Annotated in this window: 10 protein-coding genes; 5 read left to right on the forward strand and 5 right to left on the reverse strand. The window is 65.2% G+C overall.

From position 1 onward, the window contains the following. Positions 1–39: 39 nt before the first annotated feature. The 5 genes from JFN90_RS11530 (at position 40) to JFN90_RS11545 (ending at position 4,815) form a co-directional block, all read left to right on the forward strand. Positions 40–1,035 carry an aldo/keto reductase gene (locus JFN90_RS11530; RefSeq protein ID WP_199395260.1) on the forward strand — a complete coding sequence of 332 codons (996 nt, stop codon included), beginning with the start codon at positions 40–42 and terminating at the stop codon, positions 1,033–1,035. 216 nt (positions 1,036–1,251) lie between these two features. After that, positions 1,252–3,327, forward strand: coding sequence for a transketolase (gene tkt, locus JFN90_RS11535; RefSeq protein WP_199395261.1), 2,076 nt, complete (start codon positions 1,252–1,254; stop codon positions 3,325–3,327). Positions 3,328–3,378: 51 nt separating this feature from the next. After that, entirely contained in the window at positions 3,379–3,612 is a 234-nt protein-coding gene (locus JFN90_RS22235) for a hypothetical protein (protein WP_236018957.1), read from the forward strand. Further along, complete coding sequence (locus JFN90_RS11540; protein ID WP_236018964.1) at positions 3,590–4,525, forward strand: transaldolase family protein; 936 nt, start codon at positions 3,590–3,592, stop codon at positions 4,523–4,525. Before JFN90_RS22235 ends, JFN90_RS11540 begins: the two co-directional genes overlap by 23 nt. Beyond that, on the forward strand, positions 4,522–4,815 hold the full coding sequence (locus JFN90_RS11545; protein WP_199395262.1) for a J domain-containing protein: 294 nt from the start codon (positions 4,522–4,524) through the stop codon (positions 4,813–4,815). Before JFN90_RS11540 ends, JFN90_RS11545 begins: the two co-directional genes overlap by 4 nt. Before the next feature lie 229 nt (positions 4,816–5,044). On the opposite strand, the gene JFN90_RS11550 is transcribed toward JFN90_RS11545, so the two are convergent. The 5 genes from JFN90_RS11550 to JFN90_RS11570 all read right to left on the reverse strand — a co-directional run bounded on the left by JFN90_RS11550 (position 5,045) and on the right by JFN90_RS11570 (position 13,766). Further along, positions 5,045–5,509: an SRPBCC family protein gene (locus JFN90_RS11550; RefSeq protein ID WP_199395263.1), complete on the reverse strand. Its 465-nt coding sequence runs from the start codon at positions 5,507–5,509 to the stop codon at positions 5,045–5,047. A gap of 22 nt (positions 5,510–5,531) precedes the next feature. Beyond that, entirely contained in the window at positions 5,532–6,128 is a 597-nt protein-coding gene (locus JFN90_RS11555) for a chemotaxis protein CheD (protein ID WP_199395264.1), read from the reverse strand. Between the two features lie 37 nt (positions 6,129–6,165). Continuing rightward, the gene (locus JFN90_RS11560) at positions 6,166–8,703 is read right to left on the reverse strand and encodes a hybrid sensor histidine kinase/response regulator (protein WP_328755595.1); all 2,538 of its coding nucleotides are present in this window, start codon (positions 8,701–8,703) and stop codon (positions 6,166–6,168) included. A 287-nt stretch (positions 8,704–8,990) separates the two neighbouring features. Continuing rightward, the gene (locus JFN90_RS11565; RefSeq protein ID WP_199395266.1) at positions 8,991–11,954 is read right to left on the reverse strand and encodes an NAD-glutamate dehydrogenase domain-containing protein; all 2,964 of its coding nucleotides are present in this window, start codon (positions 11,952–11,954) and stop codon (positions 8,991–8,993) included. A gap of 171 nt (positions 11,955–12,125) precedes the next feature. Next, positions 12,126–13,766, reverse strand: coding sequence for an anaerobic C4-dicarboxylate transporter (locus JFN90_RS11570; protein ID WP_199395267.1), 1,641 nt, complete (start codon positions 13,764–13,766; stop codon positions 12,126–12,128). Positions 13,767–14,306: the final 540 nt, after the last annotated feature.

Genomic DNA, 14,306 nt, shown 5'->3' on the forward strand with positions numbered 1-14,306 from the left:
CGCAGAACGTAGAACCCGTTTTTTGGGGGGGAGGTTTCCATGCACAAACGAAAACTTGGGCAACAGGGGTTGGAGGTGTCGGCGCTCGGGCTAGGCTGCCGGGGGCTGACCTACTGCTACGGCAGCGGCGACCTTACCGAGTCGATCAGGGTGCTGCGCCGCGCCATCGAACTGGGCATCACCTTCTGGGACACCGCCGAGGTCTACGGCCCCTTCTGCAACGAGGAACTCCTGGGCCGGTTGCTGAAGGAGGTCCCGCGCCAAAAGCTCGTGCTGGCGACCAAGTTCGCCTGGCGCTTTGGACCGCACGGCAGGCAGATCGGGCTGGACAGCAGCCCCGCCCAGGTGCGCCGGTCCATCGACGGGTCCTTGAAGCGCCTCGGGACGGACTACATAGACCTCTACTACCAGCACCGCCTGGACCCCGCGGTCCCCGTCGAGGACACGGTGGGCGCCCTGGCGGAACTGGTGCGGGAGGGGAAGGTGCGCTACATCGGCCTCTCTGAGGTGGGCCCGGGCATCGTGCGCCGCGCCCACGCCGTGCACCCGCTTTCCGCGGTGCAGTCGGAATATTCGCTGTGGGAGAGGGGGGTGGAGGACAAGCTCCTGCCGGTGCTGCGCGAACTGGGGATCGGCTTCGTCGCCTACAGCCCGATGGGCAGGGGGTTCCTGGCCGGCAAGATCAAATCTACGGAGGACCTGGAGCCCTGCGACTGGCGCCGCAAGAACCCGCGTTTTCTGGCCGAGAACCTGCGGCACAACTTCACCCTGGTTTCCATGGTCAACGAACTCGCCTGCGCCCATGACGCCACCCCGGCCCAGGTGGCGCTCGCCTGGCTGCTCAGGCGCGGCGGCGACATCGTCCCCATTCCCGGGACCAGGCACCTGCGCTACCTCGAGGAGAACGCCCAGGCCGTGGGGCTCAAGCTGTGCGATGACGTCTGGTGCAGCCTGGACAAGTCGGTGTGCGGTTTCCAGGTGGCCGGCGCGCGCTCGCCCGAGGCGGCGCTTCGTTTCGTGGACAGTTCCGATTAAGCAGCAGCGACCGGAATGCCGGAATAAACTGGCTGAGGAAAGGACCTTCCAGTCATAGAGTTCGCCGGACACAGTTCCTATTTGCCGCATCACTTGTTATAGTCATGGCAGGAAGCGTCGTAATTCCCTGTCACAGTTCCTTCTGAGTATGAATGAAAGAGGCGTGGCGGAAATAGTGTCGATGCTCCCGTACCTCATACCCGAAGGAGCAGCGCCATGACTACGCATCCCGTTCCCGCCCCCGCCGCCGATCTGGACCAGCTCTGCATCAACACCTTGCGTTTTCTGTCAGTAGACGCCATTCAAAAAGCAAACAGCGGCCACCCCGGCATGCCGATGGGGGCCGCTGCCATGGCGTACCAGCTCTGGACCCGGTTCCTGAAGCACAACCCGGCCGATCCCTCGTGGTTCGACCGGGACCGCTTCGTCCTCTCCGCCGGGCACGGCTCCATGCTGCTGTATTCCCTGTTGCACCTGACCGGGTACGACCTGCCGCTGGACGAGATCAAACGTTTCCGGCAGTGGGGGAGCCGCACCCCGGGGCACCCCGAGCGCGGCGTCACCCCGGGCGTGGAGGTGAGCACCGGGCCGCTGGGGCAGGGCTTCGCCAACGCGGTCGGCATGGCCATGGCCGAGGCCCACCTGGCGGCCCGTTTCAACCGCCCCGGTTTCCGCATGGTCGATCACTACAGCTACGTGATCGCCGGCGACGGCGACCTGATGGAGGGGGTGGTCTCGGAGGCGGCTTCCCTGGCCGGGCACCTGCAACTCGGGAAGCTGATCTGCCTCTACGACGACAACCGCATCACGCTGGCCGCCTCGACCTCCCTCTCCTTTTCCGAGGACCGCGCCGCGCGCTTCGCCGCCTTCGGCTGGCAGGTGCTGGTGGTCGAGGACGGCAACGACCTGCCGGCCATCGCGGACGCCCTGGAGCAGGCGCGTGCCGAGTCCCGGCGCCCATCCCTCGTCATGGTGCGCACCCGCATCGGTTTCGGCTCGCCCGGCAAAGAGGACAGTTTCGAGGCGCACGGGGCGCCTTTGGGCGCGGACGAGGTGCTGCGCAGCAAGGAGCGGCTGGGCTGGCCCCTCGAGCCCGAGTTCCTCGTTCCGCAACCGGCGCTGGAGCGCTTCCGGCTGGCGCTGGCAGAGGGGGGCGCCGCGCAGCGGGAGTGGGAGACCCTGCGCACCCGCTACGCCATGGAATACCCGGAACTCGCCGCGGAGCTCGACAGCGCCGTCTCAGGGGAGCTTCCCGCGGGGTGGCAGGAGGCCCTTCCCGAATTCCCGGCCGACGAGAAGGGAATGGCGACCCGGGCCGCCTCGGGAAAGGTCCTGAACGCGCTGGCCGCGCGCCTGCCGCAGTTCTTCGGCGGCTCGGCGGACCTCAACCCATCCACGGTCACCGCGCTCGCCGGCAAGGGGGACTTCCAAAGCGGCGCCTGGCAGCCCGAAGAGCGCCAGGGTGCCGTGGGCGGCGAGTGGGGCGCCGGTGGCGCCAACGTCCACTTCGGGGTGCGCGAGCACGGCATGGCGGCGATCCTGAACGGCATGGCCGCCCACGGCGGCACCATTCCCTTCGGGGCCACCTTCCTCACCTTCTCGGACTACCTGCGTCCGTCGCTGCGCCTGGCCGCGCTCTCGGAGCTCAAGGTGGTGCACGTGTTCACCCACGACTCCATCGCCCTTGGCGAGGACGGCCCGACCCATCAGCCGGTGGAGCAGCTCGCTTCCCTGCGGGCCATTCCGCGCCTCATCGTGCTGCGCCCCGGGGACGCCAACGAAAGCGCCTTCGCCTGGCGCGCCGCGCTCTCGATCCGGAACCGCCCCGTCGCGCTGGTCCTGTCGCGCCAGGCCGTTCCAACCCTGGACCGGGAACGCTACGCCCCGGCCGACGGGGTATTGCGCGGCGGGTACGTCCTGGCCGACTTCGAGGGGGAGGGGACGCGCCTGATCCTTATCGCCACCGGTTCCGAGGTGTCGCTCGCGCTCAAAGCGCGCCAGCGGCTGCACGAGGAGGGGCTCGCCGTGCGCGTGGTCTCGCTTCCGAGTTGGGAAATCTTTGACGAGCAGCCGGCGCTATATCGGGAGGCGGTGCTGCCGCGGGAGGTCCCGTTCAGGGTGGCGGTCGAGGCGGGGAGCCCCCAGGGGTGGCACCGCTACGTAGGTGGCGCCGGGGCGGTGCTCGGCGTGGAGGGGTACGGCGCCTCCGCGCAGGGGGACCGTGTCCTCGAGGAGTACGGCTTCACGGTGGCAAATCTGTGCAGGCTCGCCCTGCGCGTGGCGGGCAGGTAACCACGACAAGGGCGCGCCGGTCCGGGGGGATCTCCGGCAAGGGAGCGATTCATGAAGGATACGCCGGTTTCGAGGCTGTCGCGGTACGGCCAGAGCGTCTGGCTCGACGGCGTCAGTCGTCGCACCCTGCTCTCCGGGGAGCTGGCCGCGCTGATCCAGGAGGACGGGGTGAGCGGCGTCGGCTGCAGCATCGCCGCTGGAGCACTCCGTCGCGGCGGGGAGCGACTACGACGCCGACATCGCCCACCTGTCCCGAAGCGGGCTGGAGCCGCTCCCCATCTATGACGCCCTCCTCATCGACGACGTGCGGGCCGCCGCGGACCTGCTGCGCCCCCTGTACGACCAATGCGGCGGCGCCGACGGGTTCGTGTCCCTGGAGCTCTCCCCGCACCTGGCCCACGACGCCTCCGGGACGGTCCTGGAGGCCAGGCGCCTGCATGATCTCGCCGACCGCCCCAACATCTTAATCAAGCTGGCCGGCACCCTCGAGGGGGTGGCCGCCCTGCGCCGGTTGGTGAGCGAGGGGGTGAACGTGCGGGTGGATCCCGTCTTCAGCGTCCCCCGTTACCGCGCTGTCGCCGAGGCCTACCTGGACGGGCTCTCCCGGCGTGCCGCCCGCGGACTGCCGCTGGAGCGGGTGGCCTCGGTGGTGGGGCTGCCGCTGGGAGGGATCGACCGGATCCTGGAGCCGCTGCTGTCCCGGCTGGCGCTGAAAAGCGATGCCGGGAGGGTGCTGGCCGGGGCGATCCGGGGCGAGGGGGGCATCGCTTTAGCCAAGGTGCTGCGCGGCGTGAACCGCGAGATCCACCGCGACAGCCGCTTCCTGGCGCTGGCGGCGCGGGGTGGGAAACCGCAGCGGCTGGCCTGGGTGAGTTCGGGGGCGCGCGAGGCGGCGGGCTTCGACCTGCGCTATCCCGAGGCGCTGGTCGGCCCGGAAACGGTGCAGGTCATGTCGCCGGGCGTGCTGGCGGCCTATCGGGAGCGCGACCGGGCAGTGAGCCGGCTCGACGCGGGGATGCAGGACGCCCTGGCGCTTCTGGAGCAGCTCGGCGTGCTGGGCATCGACCCTGACCGGCTGGCCCAGGAGCTCGAAGAAGAAGGGGTGCAGCGGCTGGCCCGCCCCTACGACAGCCTGGTGCGCAACATCGAGCTGAAATGCAGGGCGGCGCTCGGGTCGAGCCGGGAGGTGCGGGGATGACTTACAAGGAGTTGCAGCTGGCGCTGGCGGTCTTCGGCATCGAGGATCGGGCCAGCCTCAGGCAGATCAAGAGCCGGCATCGAGAACTGGTGAAAAGACATCATCCCGACCTGGGGGCGCCGGCGGACAGCGAGGAGATGAGGAAGGTGAATGCCGCCTACCGGGTGCTGCTCGATTACCTCTCCGACTACCGTTTTTCCTTTGCCGAAGAGGAGTTCTACGAGCAGAACCCCGACGAGCGTCTCAGGCGCCAGTACTTCGACGATCCGCTCTGGGGTGGAAGTGGTTAGCGAAAGTGAATTAGTTTGCGTCAATACAATGTCGAGGCTGCGTAAAATGGCGCGAAAGTGCATAAAAAAAGGCGCGTTATGTCTAGCACCCATGTGGGCGCGGCTTCGCTGTACACAGTTTCGTGGAAAACGTTGTGGATAACTTTTGGATTGGAGCCGATTTCCCCGCGCAGATCATGGTTTTTTACCCTTTTGCATAAAAAATGGGCAGGGGCTTCGCTGCGGCAGGTCACGAAGAGGGAACGCCGAGTTCGCGGGCGAGGGCCCCGCGGCGGTACTCGAAGATGCCGCGCACCCGGCGCGCCACCAACGGCGCCGCGACCCGCCCCAGGAGACCGAAAGGGAGCACGTAGTGCACCAGGTCGGTCATCAGCGTCCCCTGCGGCGTCTCCCGGAAGATGTGCTGGTGATGCCACATCCGGTACGGGCCGAAACGCTGCTCGTCCACGAAGAAGTACGGCTCCCGCATCTGGGTGATCTCGGTGACCCACTCGACGGCGAACCCCAGAAACGGCGTCACCGTGTAGCTCACGATCATGCCGGCGTGCATCTGCTCGGGAAGTTCTCCGGTTATCTTGAATCCCAGGTTGGGCGGGGTGATGCGCGGCAGATTGCCCGGGTGCACGAAAAACTTCCAGGCCTCCTCCGGCGACAGCGGCAGCAACTGTTCCTGATTCAAGAGGTACATCTTCATCGCGAGACCCGTCCTTTCCCCGTCACCAGAGGTCGACCTCGGTGAGTGCGGCCTGCTGCTGCTCGATCGCCCTTTGCCAGCAGTAGCGGTCGCGCTCGGCCAGCTTGCTGCTACGGGTCGAATCCACCTTCCTGCGGTGCACGGCAAAATCGCCGTTGGAGAAGTGGATCACCCTCCCGAAGTCCCCGCCGATGTCCATGGCGTCGATCGGTATCCGCTCGCTTTCCAGGTACTGCAGGATGAACCTGCAGTTCACCTGCCCCACGCAGAAGAAGTTGTCCGTGTTCCCGCCGGGATTGATGATGGTAGCTCCCCCGAAGATCTTGGCCCTGATGTGGGAGCGGTCGGTCCCCTTGGCCATCATGGCGTTGATGAGCAATTCCATGGCGTGGATGCCGTAGCGTCCCGCGTCGGTGATGTTGAGCGGTAGATCCTTGGAGTAGCGCGGGTTGCTCAGCATGAAGTGATTCATGCCGATCAGGCGCCGGTTCGGGTCGTAGAGGCAGGCGGCGATGCAGGAGCCGAGCAGGGTGGTGATCACGCCGGGCTTGCCGGTGACGAAGAATTCTCCGGGGGCGATGGTGACCCGCTCACCGTTTTGATATTTCTCTATCTTCATGCCGCACCCGCCGCTTGATCGCCGACTTCCCTGTGCCTCACCTTTTTTGCCGCTCCGCCAGCATCTGCGAGATCTTTCCCTTGAGCTTTTCCATCTCCAGCGGTTTCTGGATGTACTCCATGCCCGCTTCTATTACGCCGCGCTGGATCACGTTGTCCGAGGTGTGACCCGACATGAAGAGCACCTTCATCTCCGGCAGGGCGGCGTGGATACTCTCCGCCAACTCCCTGCCGTTCATCTCGGGCATCACCACGTCGGTCAGGACCAGGTCGATCTCGCCGCCGCGCTCCCGGCTGATCTTCAGCGCATCCAGGGGACTCTGCGCCTGGATCACCTTGAGCCCCATCTCCTCCAGCAGCCTGGTGGTGAGCCACAAAAGCATCTCCTCGTCCTCGACCAGCAGGATCGTCCCGGAAAGGCGCCCCTCCTCGGTGCGCTCCCCCGGTGCCGCCGCCGGGCTCTCCTGGAGGCGGGGCAGGTAGATCTTGAACACGGCCCCCTGGCCCGGCTCGCTGTAGACGTTGATGAAGCCGCCGTTTTGGGTGACGATGCCGTACACGGTGGACAGCCCCAAGCCGGTCCCCTTGCCCTGCCCCTTGGTGGTGAAAAAGGGTTCAAAGATGTGCGCCGCGGTCGCCTTGTCCATGCCGTGCCCGGTGTCGCTCACCGCGAGCTGCACGTACTCCCCGGGCCTCGCCTCCGGGTGCAGGTAGGCGTAGTGGCTGGGGAGCCGGACGTTGGCTGTCTCGATGGCGAGGTTGCCGCCGTCGGGCATGGCGTCGCGCGCGTTCACCGCCAGGTTCATCAGGATCTGGTCCACCTGCGAGGGGGCGATCATGATGCTCCAGAGCTCCGGCGCGGGATGGAAGGAAAGCTTCACGTCCTCGCTGATCAGCCTGGTCAGGATCTTGAGGGAGTCCTCGATGAGCCGGTTCAGCTGCACCGGTTTGGGAGAGACCACCTCCTTGCGGGAAAAGGCGAGCAGCTGCCGGGTGATGTCGCTGGAACGCCTGGCGGCGTTGATGATCAGCTCCAGGTACTGGTCGATCGACTCGCCGTCCTCAAGCTTGCGCTTGGAGAGTTCCGCCGCACCGGAGATGACGCTCAGCATGTTGTTGAAGTCGTGCGCCACTCCGCCCGCCAGCCGACCGATGGACTCCATCTTCTGCGACTGGCGGAACTGTTCCTCCAGGTGCCTGCGCTCCGTGGTGTTGATGAAGGCAACGACCGCGCCCACCACCTTGCCTCCCTTCACCTGGGGATAGGACCAGTACTCCACCGGGAAGCTGCTGCCGTCGGAGGTCCAGAATACCTCGTCGTTCGCATGGCTCCCCTTGCCCTGCAGCATGGCGCCGTGGGCGCCGCACTCCTCTTGCGGCATGTGCCGGCCGTCGGGGTAGCTGTGGTGCATGATGTCGTGTATGTTCTTGCCTAAGAGCTCGGAGTCTCTTTCATAGCCCAGCATCCTGAGGCAGGCCCGGTTGCAGAAGGTGCACTTGCCATCGACATCGATGCCGTAGATCGCCTCGCCGGTGGAATCAAGCAGGAGCCGCAGCCTCTCCTCGCTCTCCCTTAAGGCCTCCTCCGCCTGCCAGCGTTCGGTGACCTCTTCCTCCAAAAGTGCCGCCTGCTCCTGCAACGATTCCTGGGCCGCCTGGCGCTCGGTGATCTCCTGCTCCAAGAGCGCGGCCTGCTTCTTGATCTCCTCCTCGGCGTGCTTGCGCTCCTCAATCTCCAGCTTCAGGTTGTAGAGCGTGTACGACATCCCCATGACCAGCAGCAGCGAGATGGCCTTCAACAGGTACAGGCGCCAGTCGCTGCGCCCCTGGTAGCGGGTCACCCGCAGCATCACCCCGCTCTCTGGGGGGGTGACCGCGCTTTCCCTGACGAAACTGCGGTCCAGGGCCTCGGCGTGGGGCATGGTCGCCAGTAGGCGGCCGCTTTGGTCGATGAGGCTCAAGTGGTAAAGGTGCGGCTGGGCATGCGCGACCAGTTGCTGCAGGAGGTCGTTGCAGGAATAGATGCCTCCGAAGAGCCCGAGGAAGGTATCGCCGCGGAACACGGGAACCCAGACCTCGAAGGAGGGGCTCCCCTGGATGGCCTCGAAGGGGCGGGTGTAGACCGGCTTGCGCAGCTGTTTGGCGAGGGCGGAGGCGCGTTTCGGTTCAGGGAGGTTTAACTGGAGCCCGACGATCTGCCGGTTGTGCAACAGCGGCGCCACGTCGGTGATATAGAACTCGGCATCGACCCAGGTGATGTTGATCAACTGGGGGTGTGCCTGCACGTATTGCCCGGCGCGTTCCTGGAAAAGGCGGGAGGATAGTTTCCCGGCGGCGCGGTCCAGGGCCAAAAGCCCCAGGTAGCTCGCGTCCCCTTCCAAGGTGAGTTGCAGCGACCCGGTGAAGGTCTTGGCCCTGCTGGCCAGGTCGTTTTGCTTGGCCTTCAGGTTGTTCCCTTCGGTGAACCACACGATCAGCCCGAACACCACCAGGAAGGTTACGAGCAGGATGGCGCTGTAGCGCACCGCCGCCGAGCGGTTGCGTGGGTGGGGATGTGGGCCGTTGAGGTAAGACACTGCATGCCTCCGAAGGATTGGTGCGATGCGCTCCTCATCGGCAATTGGCCCGAAATGTTGAGGCCCGGTTTCCCGGGCCGCGCGCAACTTCATGATAATACCAGCAAAAACACGATGCACAAACGGATGAGCCCGCCGTTGCCGGCGGGCTGCTAGATGTCTAACCACCAGGAAATCCAGGAAAGATCGTGATCTGGGCTCCCCCTCCCTTGACGGGAGGGGGGAGCTGCGGCGTGTCCTGGAAATTACAACTGGCGATGAGGGACTGCGGTGAAGGTAGGCCGTATTCAGGCGGTGAAGTTGCGGGCGATGTGCAGCCTCAGGATGTCCTCGAACTCGGTCTCCTGGTCGCCGCGGTACACCATGGAGGAGCCCAGTTCCGCGGCCAGGATGGCGCACAGGTACTTCTGGGGCAGGTTCCCGATCCTGCGCCGGTAGAGCGCCTTCTCCGCCACCAGCGCGGGGAGGTGCGCCAGGACGACCCGGCGAAACGGCGCCTGTCCCAGAAGCTCCGGCCTGCCCTGGAAGAAGCGGAACAGGCGCGCGTAGTGACCGTTGATCTCGGTGCTGATGGCGTCGGAGATCTCGGTGCAGGGAAGGTTGGGGCTCTGGCGGTGGCGCTTGAGGATCAGCCGCGCCTCGTCGGCGGCCCGTTTCTCCAGGATGGAGATCACGCCGGCCACGTACTCCTCTTTCTCGGCCAGGAACTCGCTGTCCTTCATGAGCAGGTTGGCGATGATCTCGTAGGAGGAGGAGATCACGCCGCACTTGTTGGCCGAGGCGTCGCGCATGATGATGACGCCGCGCTTTTGCAGCAGGGTCCGCGCCTGCGGGGTGATGAAGGAGTTGGCCCCCTCGATGATGGCGCGCGCCGACGGCGTGCCGTCGGGGAGGAAGAAGCGCTCCCAGTTGCCGGCGTCGATGGTTTCCGGGCGGCCGCCGCCGGGGATGAAGAGGTCGGCCTCGGTGGTGAAGACCACGTCCCCGAACTCGCGCGAGAACTCGTCGATGGAGATCCACTGCTCGGCGAGGCCGTCGCTCCCCATGGTCACCTTGCGGTACAGGGTCTTCAGCCCCTCGGTACGGCTGCCGCTTCTAAAGAGCATGAAGCCCCCCTCGTGCAGCGCCTGCGGGTCGAAGCCGTCCAGGTCCTCCTTCAGGATGATGCGGGACAGCTCGCCGTGGCGCGCGCCCAGCGGGTCGAACAGTGCCGCAGTGCCGTCCAGGATCAGGCGGACCTGCATCCTCGGGTAGCGCTCCAGCATGATGCGCATGGCGTTGCCCGCCACGTCCCCGTTGGGGCCGCCGGTGAACTTCACGCTGAAGGCGTCGTGCACCATGTCGATGCCCAGGTCCGCCATGGTGATCTCGGCGAAGCGGACCACGCCGGTCGAGGTGACCCCGAACTCCTTGTGGTTGATCCCCACGTTCTTGCTGGACATGATGCCGATGCCCAAGAGGTAGCCGCGTTCTTTGGAGATGCGGGCGATGCTCTCGATCATGGCGTCGTGCATGTTCTCGTCCGGTCCGAGTTCGATCGGCTCGTCCTCGCGGTAGTAGTCCACCACCGCCGGGAGCCTGGCCACGCCCTGGTCGGTGACGAAGATGTCCAAAAAGGCGTTGGCGACGCCGTACTGCAGCTTGTACAGGCGTAAGAGCTCCTGGTCGCGCTCGCCGGTTCTCTGCAGGTCTCCCGCGTCGAGGATCAGCACCAGCTTCGAGCCCCCCTCGTAGATGTCCTTGTTCTTCAGGTGCTGGGTGTGGGCGAGGACGAAGTTCTCGCGGAAGATGGTGTTGGCGTTGGTGATGAAGTCGTCGCCGTTTCTGGCGATGACGGTGCGCCAGCCGCCGCGCGCGATGTCAGAGAAGCCGATGTGGTAGCCGAACCCGAAGCGGCTGAAGAAGAAGGTGACCCGGAAGGGGAGGGCGGAGGGGAGGTCGGCGGTGAAGTCGCTCCCGAGTTCGGTCAGGTAGGAGGGGGCGAGCCGGAAGGCGAGCGCCTGCTTCTCAAGGACGTAGAAGTTGGTCTTCAGGGTGTGCTTGATGAAGATGAGGCAGCAGCGGAAGATGGCGCGGCGCACCTCGTCGAGATACCGGTGCCCGGTGTTGTAGTCGGAGACCACCCGCTCGGTCTCCTCCAGCTTGGCCGCGTAGCGGGCCTCGCGCTCGGCCACGGCGGGGTCGAAGCGGACCGCGAACAGCTCGGCCAGTTGCAGGGCGATCTCCGGGTGCGAGAAAAAAGCGCTCTTCACGTCGTCCAGGCCGAAGCGGTCCGGCTGGTTGTGCGCCAGGTTGGTGTGGGTGAAGGCGATGAAGGCGTTGATGAGCGACCCCTCCCTGCCGCTGAAGGTTCCCTTGGTGACGAATTCGCGGCAGGCGTTCGATGTGGTGGCGAGGATCTGGGTGTTGCACAGTTCGTCCTGGAGGCGGCTGAACAGTTCGCTGCCGCGGGAGAGCACGTGGCCGTCGCGGCGGCGCACGTAGAAGGTCCCCAGGAAGTAGGGGTGGGTGCCGTTGGAGATGGTGAGGCAGTAGGCGCGGTTGACGCCGAGGTCGAGGCGGTTGAAGACCTCCATTACCTGGAGCAGGAAGTCGTGTTGCGGCGGGTTGCCCACCGCGAAGTGGATGCGCGATTCACGCCCCCCCTCCATCTCCTCGACGTCCAGGTAGAGCCCGCCCGCCTTGACACCCTTCTGGTACAGGTTGAGCACCTGGGCCACCCGCTCCGGCCAGGCCATGCGCACGTATTTCTCGTTGTTCAGCCAGAGCATGCGCAAGAGGCGATCCAGTTCGGACATGACGAAGTCCGGGTAGCTCTGACGCAGCGAGGAGGCGATCTTGGCGCGGATCCCCGCAGGGATGACCACGTCGCCCCCTTCCTGGATCTCCTTGGTGCTCTTTCTGTCGAACTCGAAGCGCTGGATTTCCAGGGTGCGGTCGCTGCCGGGGAGCGGGCTTTCCGAGTGGGCGATCATGGCGTAGGAGATCTCACGTTCCGGGATGCGGCGCAGCGTGTCGTAGAGCGAGCCCGGCACGTTGGGGAGCGCCTGGATCAGGCACTTGTCGCGGTCCGAGAGCACCAGGCGCCGGTTGCCGGCGAGGCTCCCCATCTCTCGCTCCAGCATGGCCATCGCCTCGGGTTCGTCCTTCATGGCGATGAAGAAATAGGGGGGGAACTGCTCCATGAGCCAGTTGCGGTTCTCCATAGTGGCGGCGCTCAGTCTCTTCAATGCGGCGGTATTTGTTTTCATTGTTTTGTTACTCCCTTGAAAGGAAATTGTTTTTATAGTGTCTATCCATGCCCCCTCTCCCTCCGGGAGAGGGTCGGGGTGAGGGCGCCTATGGCATCACCCTCACCCGGCCTACGGCCACCCTCTCCCGGGGGGCGAGGGGAATGGGGAGGGAGCGTAGCGGTTGCTTCCCTAGAACATCAGCTTCACCAGCAGGAACCCGATCCCGATGGACGAGAAGGTGGCCACCAGCCCCGGGATCATGAAGCTGTGGTTCAGGACGTAGCGCCCGATGCCGGTGGTGCCGGTGCGGTCGAAGTTGATGGCGGCGACCACGGTCGGGTAGTTGGGGATGAAGAAGTAGCCGTTCACCGCCGGGAACATGGCGATCAGGAACGGTGCCGGGATGCCCAGGCTGATCCCCAGCGGCATGAGCGCGCGGACCGTAGCGGCCTGGCTGTAGAGCAGGATGGAGAGGACGAAGAGCGCGAAGGCGAACAGCCACGGGGCGGTGGTGACCATCCCCTTGATGGAGCCGCTCAACAGATCCATGTTCCCCTGGAAGAAGGTGTCGCCCATCCAGGCGATGCCGAAGATGGCGATGACGGCCTGGATGCCGGCGATGAAGACGCTCCCCTCGACCACGCGGGAGACCTTCACCTTGCACAGAAGCAGCATGAGTGCGGCGATGGTCAGCATGACGATCTCGATCACGTGCGGCATCCCCATTTTCTCCTTGTTCTGGGCGGGGCGCTTGTCGTCGAATTTCACGATGTGGTAGCCGAACGGGCTCTTGATCACTTCGGTCAGGTCGCCCGGCTTCTTAAGTTTGGCGCAGGCCTTCTCGAATTCGGGGATCATCTTCCCCTTGGCCTGCCAGCCGAGGTCGCCGCCGGTCGCCGCACTGGCATCGATGGAGCACTGTTTGGCGACGTCGGAGAAGTTGCCGCCGGATTTCAGTTGTGCCAGCACCTGCTTGGCCTCGGCCTCGCTCTTCACCACGATGTGGCTGACGCGGGTGTCGCTCCCCACGCTCCACTCGGGGCGCATCTGCGGGAAGGAGCCGAAGAGGACCACCAGGATGGTGCCCACCAGGAACAGGGCCACCGCCACCTTGGCGCTCGCCGGCGTGTTGCGGATCGCCTCGTTCACCTTGGCGCTGTCCGCCTGGGCGTTGCGCGGCGGCGGGACCAGTCCGTCCTTGAGGCGCTGCTGGTATTCCGGGTCCTGGTCCAGGTTCTTGCCCATCTTGTTGGAGACGAAGGCGGCGATGAGGACGCCGATCAGGGTGGAGGGGATACAGACCTTGAGGATGTCGATCAGTTCCACGTTGAAGCCGAACTTTGCGGCCGAGCCGCCGAGAAGCCCCAAGAGCGCCACGGTCGCGGCGGCGATGGGGCTCGCGGTGATGGCCTGTTGCGAGGCGATTACCGAGATCGACATGGGGCGTTCCGGGCGGACGCCGGTTTCGCGCGCCACCTCGGCGATCACCGGGAGCACCGAGTAGGCGACGTGGCCGGTCCCCGCGAACAGGGTGAAGAAGTAGGTGACCATCGGTCCCAAGAAGGTGATCCGATCCGGGTTGTTCCTGAGGATCCTTTCCGCCAGTGAGACCAGGTAATCCAGCCCGCCCGCCGCCTGCAGCACGCCGGCGGCCGTTACCACCGCAGCGATCATCAGCATCACGTCGATGGGGGGCGCGGTCGGTTGCAGGTGGAACAGGAAGGTGAGGACCGCGAGGCCCAGGCCCCCCATGACGCCCAGCCCGATGCCGCCCAGCCGGGCTCCGACGAAGATAGCTGCCAGTACCACTACGAACTCTAGCCAGAACATGATGTTTCTCCCCTCTGAGATGGTCGGCGACGTGTCGCCCATGACCGGTACATAGCATCGGCGATGCCAAGAGGGTTGCAGAGAAGGAAATGGTGTGGAATCGGGACGTTATGGTGGCGAAGCAAGGGTTCTGCTTCTCATGAGGGGTATGCCGCAGGGAATAGGGAAGGAGGTACAAGCGAAGAATGGTACGAAAGTACGGTCAGTTAGGAGAATGTATGACAACCGTTATACTATGCCCCCGGGAATACCCCTTTTCTTAGCCTCGTTCAGCGAGGCAGGGGCACGTTGACTGGTTGGCTTCCCTCGCCCTGTGGGAGAGGGTGCCCGGAGGGCGGGTGAGGGGGGGGCCACGAAGGGATAGCGGCGCAGATGGCGATGCCCTCACCCCCGCCCCTCTCCCGGAGGGAGAGGGGACAAGGGAAGAACTGCGAAGGAGGGACAGGGGGGGATTTGCCTTCTCTTGAGCTATCTTCACTTTTGAGGACACACCATATATCCTAACGGACCAGGAGGGTGTGTCATGAGATCGAATCGCAA

The sequence above is a fragment of the Geomonas propionica genome, assembly GCF_016458235.1.
Classification (GTDB): Bacteria; Desulfobacterota; Desulfuromonadia; order Geobacterales; family Geobacteraceae; genus Geomonas; species Geomonas propionica.

Excerpts from the sequence above, each read along its gene's own strand:
- JFN90_RS11530 (WP_199395260.1), top strand. The coding sequence starts at position 40 with ATGCACAAACGAAAACTTGGGCAACAGGGGTTGGAGGTGTCGGCGCTC.
- tkt (WP_199395261.1), top strand. The coding sequence starts at position 1,252 with ATGACTACGCATCCCGTTCCCGCCCCCGCCGCCGATCTGGACCAGCTC.
- JFN90_RS22235 (WP_236018957.1), top strand. The coding sequence starts at position 3,379 with ATGAAGGATACGCCGGTTTCGAGGCTGTCGCGGTACGGCCAGAGCGTC.
- JFN90_RS11545 (WP_199395262.1), top strand. The coding sequence starts at position 4,522 with ATGACTTACAAGGAGTTGCAGCTGGCGCTGGCGGTCTTCGGCATCGAG.
- JFN90_RS11550 (WP_199395263.1), bottom strand. The coding sequence starts at position 5,509 with ATGAAGATGTACCTCTTGAATCAGGAACAGTTGCTGCCGCTGTCGCCG.
- JFN90_RS11555 (WP_199395264.1), bottom strand. The coding sequence starts at position 6,128 with ATGAAGATAGAGAAATATCAAAACGGTGAGCGGGTCACCATCGCCCCC.
- JFN90_RS11565 (WP_199395266.1), bottom strand. The coding sequence starts at position 11,954 with ATGAAAACAAATACCGCCGCATTGAAGAGACTGAGCGCCGCCACTATG.
- JFN90_RS11570 (WP_199395267.1), bottom strand. The coding sequence starts at position 13,766 with ATGTTCTGGCTAGAGTTCGTAGTGGTACTGGCAGCTATCTTCGTCGGA.